Origin of the sequence: Streptomyces hydrogenans (assembly GCF_014656075.1) — a bacterium.
Taxonomy (GTDB): domain Bacteria; phylum Actinomycetota; class Actinomycetes; order Streptomycetales; family Streptomycetaceae; genus Streptomyces; species Streptomyces hydrogenans.
In genome coordinates, this window is record NZ_BNBS01000007.1 from 78,203 (window position 1) to 84,728 (window position 6,526).

A 6,526-nucleotide genomic window follows, 5' to 3' on the forward strand; every position below is an offset into this window, starting at 1 on the left:
TAGGCCATCTCGATCGTGTACACGGTGTCCTCACTCCTGAAAGATCGTCTTTGATCCACTGAAAGATTCGCAGGGCTGCATCCCTGCATGCCTTAGATTCTACACCTAAACTTGCGGTATCGCTGGACAATGGAAGGTCGTATACCTATGGACGCCGTGGATAGGCAGCTCATCCAGGCCCTGCGCGAGAACGGCCGCGCCTCCTACGCCGAGCTGGGCCGGCTGGTCGGGCTCTCCGGCCCCTCCGTCACGGACCGCATCAACCGCCTGGAGGCGGCCGGGGTCATCACCGGCTACCGCGCCACCGTGGACGCGGCCTCCCTCGGCCTGGGCGTCACCGCCCTCATCGGCATCTCCCTCTCCGACGCCGCCGACCACGAGGACGTGGCCCGCCGGCTCAAGGACCTCGCCGAGATCGAGGACTGCTGGTTCATCGCCGGCGACGACTCCTTCATGCTCAAGGTCCGCGCCAACGACGTCGACGGCCTGGAGAAGACGATCCGCCGGCTCTCCGGCACCAAGGGCGTCTCCCGCACGCGCACCACGATCGTGCTCTCCACCAAGTGGGAGAACCGGGTCGGGGACCTGCCCGAAGAGGGCTGAGAGTACGGTGGGTGAAGCCTGATTTCGGAGATATGGGAGGCGGCCGGAGATGGACGCTGGGCTCAAGCGGGAGCTGGAGCAGAAGGTGCTCGCCGGGGAGCGGCTGAGCCGTGAGGACGGCATCGCCCTCTACGACTCCGACGACCTCGCCTGGCTCGGCGGGCTGGCCCACGAGGTCCGGACCCGCAAGAACGGCGACGTGGTCCACTTCAATGTCAACCGGCATCTGAACATGACCAACGTCTGCACCGCCTCCTGCGCCTACTGCTCCTTCCAGCGCAAGCCGGGCGAGAAGGACGCGTACACGATGCGCATCGAGGAGGCCGTCCGCCTCGCCAAGGCGATGGAGAACGAGAACCTCACCGAGCTGCACATCGTCAACGGGCTGCACCCCAACCTGCCCTGGCGGTACTACCCGCGCTCGCTCTCCGAGCTCAAGAAGGCCCTGCCGAACGTCTCCCTCAAGGCCTTCACCGCCACCGAGATCCACCACTTCGAGACCATCTCGGGCATGTCGGCCTCCGACATCCTCGACGAGCTCATCGAGGCCGGCCTGGAGTCGCTGACCGGCGGCGGCGCCGAGATCTTCGACTGGGAGGTCCGGCAGCACATCGTGGACCACCGCACCCACTGGGAGGACTGGTCCCGGATCCACCGCCTCGCCCACTCCAAGGGCCTGAAGACCCCCTCGACGATGCTGTACGGGCACATCGAGGAGCCGCGCCACCGCGTCGACCACGTGCTGCGGCTGCGGGAGCTCCAGGACGAGACCGGCGGCTTCCAGGTCTTCATCCCGCTGCGCTACCAGCACGACTTCGTGGACATGCAGGACGGCAAGGTCCGCAACAAGCTCCAGGCCCGCACGACGATGGCGACCGGCGCCGAGGCCCTCAAGACCTTCGCGGTCTCCCGGCTCCTCTTCGACAACGTGCCGCACGTCAAGGTCTTCTGGGTCATGCACGGCGTCCAGACCGCCCAGCTCGCGCTCCAGCACGGCGCCGACGACATGGACGGCTCGGTGGTCGAGTACAAGATCACCCACGACGCCGACAACTACGGCACGCCGAACAAGCTGGGCCGCGAGGACCTGCTGGAGCTGATCCGCGACGCGGGCTTCCGGCCGGTGGAGCGGAACACCCGGTACGAGATCATCCGGGAGTACCCGGGCCCGGACGCGGACCGGCGGGAGACGCCGCAGGCGATGCGGCTCTGACCCCCTCGTGACGGAAGGGCCGGCGGGCGATCCCCGCCGGCCCTTCCGCGCGTCCGGGGCGTCAGCCCCCCGTGTGCTCCACCGGGATCCACAGCTCGGCCCGCGCCGTCGTCCAGTCCTCCGACGGGCGGACCGACAGGATCTCGGGCCCGGGGCGGCTCGCGTACGGGTTGGACGGGAACCACTCGGTGAAGACGTCCCGCCACAGGTACTGGAGCGCCTGCGGGTAGGGGCCCTCGTTCTCGAAGACCGCCCAGGTGCCGGCCGGGACGTCGAGGGCCTCGTACGGCTCCGGCGCCCCGGCCCCGGCTCCGGTGACCACGCCGTACCAGTGGTCGAGCTCCACGCCCTCCTCGCGGCTCTCGGCGAGGTGCACGACCGCCGAGACGAGCCCGGCGGGCTCCCCGGTCGACAGGGCGGCGAGCCGGCCCAGCGCCTCCTGGCCGAGCCCGCGGATCTGGGTGGCGATCGCCGGGTTCTCCCCCTCGTGGACGAGCGGGACCCTGGCCCGGTCCCCGACGATCCGGAAGGCGTCCCTGGCCACGGTGCGGTACTTCATGCTGCTGTTCCCTTCGACGACGAGCCGGAAGGACATGCGCGGCTGGGAGGTGAGCGCGGCGCCGGTGCGGCGGGCCTCGCCGGGCCCCACGCCGTGCACGGCGCGGAAGGCCCGGGCGAACGCCTCCCCGGAGCCGTAGCCGTACCGGACGGCGACCTCCAGGAGCGTCCGCTCCCCGGCCAGCACCTCGGCGCCGGCGAGCGTGAGCCGCCTGCGCCGCACGTACTCCGACAGCGGCATCCCCGCGAGCGCGGAGAAGAGCCGTCGGAAGTGGTACTCGGAGGTGGTGGCGATCCCGGCCAGTTCCGCCACGTCGAGGTCGCCGTCGAGACGCTCCTCGATGTGGTCGAGCGCGCGGTTCAGGCCCTCCAGCACGGGCGTGTCCTTCCTGTTTCCTGTGTCCCCACCGTAGGAACGCGACCCGGCCCGGGACCCGACAATCGGTGCCCGGCCGGATCAGGTCAGGGGCAGCAGCATGACGATGTCGTCGCGGTCGTCGCCGGGCGCCACGCGGATGGCGCCCGGGACGCGCCCGACCTCCTTGTACCCGGCCCTGGCGTAGAAGGAGTCGACTCCGGTGCCGCCCCGGCAGGTGAGCCGGATCGCCTCGACCGCCTCGAAGCCCGGGGCGGTGCGGGCGGCGTGCTCGACGGCGGCCATCAGATCGAGGCCGTACCCCTTGCCCTGGTGCCTCGGGTGGACCATCACCGTGTAGAGCCACACCCAGTGGGTCATCAGGCGGTGGGAGTTGAAGCTGTAGAAGGCGGTGGCGGCCACCGCGCCGTCCTCGTCGCGGCCGACCAGGAGGCGGTGGGTGCCCTGGGCCATGCCGGTGAGGTGCTTGAGGAGGGAGGGGCGGATCTCCTCGGGCGTGACGGGCGGGACGAAGCCGACGGCCCCGCCCGCGTTGGAGACGTCGGCCCAGAGGGCGAGGACGCCGTCGGTCAGGGACGGGTCGACCGTCGGATCGACCTCGAAGGTAAGGGTCATAGATCGAGTCTAACTATTACTTCTTCCTGTCCTCAAGAGGCTTCCGCCCCTCGGACGCCCGGCCCGCGCCCCCCGGCCGATCCGAGCCCCGCCGTCGGCCGGCCTCCCCCCGCGTGCTTCACTGGGGAGGCTTGTCCCGTATGGGGAAGGTTCGGAACCTCGGAACGAAAGAGTGGGTCATGCTCCGCTACTCGCTGATGCGGCTCGGCATCTTCGCCGGGTGCTTCCTCGCCCTGTGGGGCCTCGTCTACGTCGGCGCGCTGCCGCGCGGCCTCGGTGACTCCAACCTCCTGTGGGTCCTCCTCCTCTCCCTCGTCATCTCCGCCCCCCTGAGCTTCGTCCTGCTCCGCAAGCAGCGCGACTCCATGAGCGTCGAGATCGTCGAGAAGGTGGACCGCGCCAAGGGCCGCCTCCAGGACAACCGAACCCGCGAGGACGCGGTCTAGGCGACCCGAAGCCCCTGCCGCCTCCCGGGTGGCGTCCCTGACGGTCGTGCCGGCCGGGCGTCACCTCACGTACCGGCTTCCCTCGGTGTAGGTGCGGGGGAGTCGTGTAGGAGGAGCGTAAGGTTCCTCACAGATCGTGAGCCCCTGATGTGAGCGTTACCGCTCCCATCAGGGGCTTTCTCGTTTCGGGACAGCGGTGGCCGGTTTTTGATCTCAAAGAACAGCTTTGAGGTTCTCAAAGTTCAAGTGTTAACGTATCGGCCATGACGACAGCAGTGCGCCTCCTTCACGCCCCGGGCATCCCGCTCGTGGCGCGCCTGCACGTCGATCTCTGCCGCTGTATGTCCGCGGCCTGTTGTCGCCGCGAGTCCTGAGGCCCCGGCCTCCCCGGCAGCATGCAGCGGCCCCCCGTGCGAGAGCGCGGGAGAGTGCCGCACCCCCCGTCCCGTATTCCCCGATACGCATCTGTGGAGTGTGTCCGTGTCCGCGTCCGCGTCCGCCACCGAGGCCAAGCCCTCGTCCCGGATACCCAAGGTCCCGTTCTGGGCCCAGATCGTCGCCGGTCTCGTCCTCGGCGTGCTGCTCGGCTGGATCGCCCGCAGCCAGGACGTCGACTGGCTGAAGGAGACCCTGATCCAGGTCGGCGGCATCTTCGTCCAGCTCCTGAAGCTGGCCGTCGCCCCGCTCGTCTTCTTCGCGATCCTCGTCTCGATCACCAACCTCCGGAAGGTCAACAACGCGGCCCGCCTCGCCGCGCAGACCCTCCTCTGGTTCATGATCACCTCGCTCGTCGCGGTCGCCATCGGCATCACGATCGGCCTGCTCACCAACCCCGGCGCCGGCACCGGCCTCACCCCGGCCGACGGCAAGGCCCCCGAGGGCCAGGGCAGCTGGATCGACTTCCTCACCGGCATCATCCCGACGGACGTCATCACGCCCTTCACCGAGCTGAACGTCCTCCAGATCGTCTTCATGGCCGCCGTCGCCGGCATCGCCGCCCTCCAGCTCGGCGAGAAGGCCCAGCCGATCCTCTCCCTCTCCGAGTCGATCCTGGAGCTGCTCCAGAAGGCCCTGTGGTGGGTCATCCGCCTCGCCCCGATCGGCACCGCCGGCCTCATCGGCAAGGCCATCGTCAACTACGGCTGGGACCTCCTCGGCAAGTACGCGACCTTCACCGCCGACGTCTACATCGGCTGCGCCCTGGTCCTCTTCGGCGTCTACCCGCTGCTGCTCGCGACCGTCGCCAAGGTGAACCCGCTCCAGTTCTTCAAGGGCGCCTGGCCCGCGATCCAGCTGGCCTTCGTCTCCCGCTCCTCGGTCGGCACCATGCCGGTCACCCAGAAGGTCACCGAGCGCCTCGGCGTCCCGAAGGAGTACGCCTCCTTCGCCGTCCCGTTCGGCGCCACCACCAAGATGGACGGCTGCGCCGCGATCTACCCGGCGCTCGCCGCGATCTTCATCGCGCAGATCTTCGACGTCCAGCTCGGCGTCAAGGAGTACCTGCTCATCGCCTTCGTCTCGGTCATCGGCTCGGCGGCCACCGCCGGTCTGACCGGCGCGACGGTCATGCTGACCCTCACCCTCTCCACCCTGGGCCTCCCCCTGGAGGGCGTCGGCCTGCTCATGGCGATCGACCCGATCCTGGACATGATCCGCACCGCCACCAACGTGGCCGGCCAGGCGCTCGTCCCGGTGATCGTCTCCGCCCGCGAGAAGATCCTCGACCACACCGCGTACGAGAACGCCTCGGCGTCCCCGATCGACGGCCCCGAGGACGCCCGCGAGGCCGCGCCGGAGAAGGCGGTCGTGGCCGCGGCCTGACCCCCTCCCGTACGCCCCGCACACCTCCGTGCCCCTCGCCCCCGTCCGGGCGGGGGGCACGTAGGCTTTGCGGAGCGTTCGGACGATCATGGAAACGAGACGGACGCAGGGCGGAGATGGGCGTGGCGGGGACCAAGAGGCTGCCGCGGGCCGTGCGGGAGCGGCAGATGATGGACGCCGCCGTGGCGTGCTTCGCGCGGCACGGCTACCAGGCGGCCTCGATGGACGAGATCGCCGAGCTGGCGGGGGTGTCCAAGCCGCTCGTCTATCTGTACCTGAACTCCAAGGAAGAACTCTTCACCGCCTGCATCCGGCGCGAGGCGCAGGCGCTGCTCGCGGCCGTGGCCGAGGTCGTCACCGACGTGTCCGTGCCGCCGGACGAGCGGCTGTGGGCGGGGCTCCTGGCGTTCTTCGGGCACGCCGCCGACCACCCCGACGCGTGGGCGGTGCTCAGCCGGCACGCCCGGACCCAGGGCGAACCCTTCGCGACCGAGGCGGCGCGGATGCGGGAGGAGATCGCCGACTTCGTGACCGGACTGATCGGGGAGGCGGCGCGGGCGGCGCACGGGCCGGTCGAGATCGGTGACCGGGACGTGGCGGCGCTGGCGCAGGCCCTGGTGGGCTCCGCCGAGTCGCTGGCGACCTGGGCCAACGAGACGCCCGGGGTGACGGCCCGGGAGGCGGCGGCCACGCTGATGAACTTCGCCTGGTCCGGGCTCGGGAATCTCATGAAAAACGAGCGCTGGTCTCCCCGTTGAGCCTTACCGCGCAGTAAGGTTACCGGCTAGTCATGCCCCCGGGGCGGGCCCGCCCGAGGCCCGCTCCAGGGGCCGCGGGCCCGTACGGCCGTACTTCCGCCCGACGTACTTCCGCTCCACGCATTACCTCCGCACC

Annotated in this window: 7 protein-coding genes; 5 read left to right on the forward strand and 2 right to left on the reverse strand. The window is 70.0% G+C overall.

The genetic code is table 11. The features are described from left to right. Positions 1-147 precede the first annotated feature (147 nt). Both IE321_RS05465 and mqnE read left to right on the forward strand, forming a co-directional pair. Positions 148-603, forward strand: a complete 456-nt coding sequence (locus tag IE321_RS05465; RefSeq protein ID WP_031013392.1) for an Lrp/AsnC family transcriptional regulator — start codon at positions 148-150, stop codon at positions 601-603. A 49-nt stretch (positions 604-652) separates the two neighbouring features. Beyond that, positions 653-1,816, forward strand: a complete 1,164-nt coding sequence (gene mqnE / locus IE321_RS05470; protein ID WP_043228774.1) for an aminofutalosine synthase MqnE — start codon at positions 653-655, stop codon at positions 1,814-1,816. A 61-nt stretch (positions 1,817-1,877) separates the two neighbouring features. On the opposite strand, the gene IE321_RS05475 is transcribed toward mqnE, so the two are convergent. Next, complete coding sequence (locus IE321_RS05475; RefSeq protein ID WP_190221966.1) at positions 1,878-2,750, reverse strand: AraC family transcriptional regulator; 873 nt, start codon at positions 2,748-2,750, stop codon at positions 1,878-1,880. Between the two features lie 81 nt (positions 2,751-2,831). Then, positions 2,832-3,365: a GNAT family N-acetyltransferase gene (locus tag IE321_RS05480; protein WP_043228771.1), complete on the reverse strand. Its 534-nt coding sequence runs from the start codon at positions 3,363-3,365 to the stop codon at positions 2,832-2,834. Positions 3,366-3,544: 179 nt separating this feature from the next. Here IE321_RS05480 and IE321_RS05485 point away from each other — a divergent pair, with 179 nt between their 5' ends. The 3 genes from IE321_RS05485 (at position 3,545) to IE321_RS05495 (ending at position 6,390) form a co-directional block, all read left to right on the forward strand. Next, the gene (locus tag IE321_RS05485) at positions 3,545-3,811 is read left to right on the forward strand and encodes a DUF4229 domain-containing protein (protein ID WP_043228768.1); all 267 of its coding nucleotides are present in this window, start codon (positions 3,545-3,547) and stop codon (positions 3,809-3,811) included. A 480-nt stretch (positions 3,812-4,291) separates the two neighbouring features. Beyond that, positions 4,292-5,632, forward strand: coding sequence for a dicarboxylate/amino acid:cation symporter (locus tag IE321_RS05490; protein WP_043228766.1), 1,341 nt, complete (start codon positions 4,292-4,294; stop codon positions 5,630-5,632). 116 nt (positions 5,633-5,748) lie between these two features. Further along, positions 5,749-6,390, forward strand: coding sequence for a TetR/AcrR family transcriptional regulator (locus IE321_RS05495; protein WP_190221967.1), 642 nt, complete (start codon positions 5,749-5,751; stop codon positions 6,388-6,390). Positions 6,391-6,526: the final 136 nt, after the last annotated feature.

What these genes read in the sequence shown, in the direction of transcription:
- IE321_RS05495 (WP_190221967.1), top strand. Translation starts at nt 5,749, where the DNA reads ATGGGCGTGGCGGGGACCAAGAGGCTGCCGCGGGCCGTGCGGGAGCGG.
- IE321_RS05480 (WP_043228771.1), bottom strand. Translation starts at nt 3,365, where the DNA reads ATGACCCTTACCTTCGAGGTCGATCCGACGGTCGACCCGTCCCTGACC.
- mqnE (WP_043228774.1), top strand. Translation starts at nt 653, where the DNA reads ATGGACGCTGGGCTCAAGCGGGAGCTGGAGCAGAAGGTGCTCGCCGGG.
- IE321_RS05465 (WP_031013392.1), top strand. Translation starts at nt 148, where the DNA reads ATGGACGCCGTGGATAGGCAGCTCATCCAGGCCCTGCGCGAGAACGGC.
- IE321_RS05485 (WP_043228768.1), top strand. Translation starts at nt 3,545, where the DNA reads ATGCTCCGCTACTCGCTGATGCGGCTCGGCATCTTCGCCGGGTGCTTC.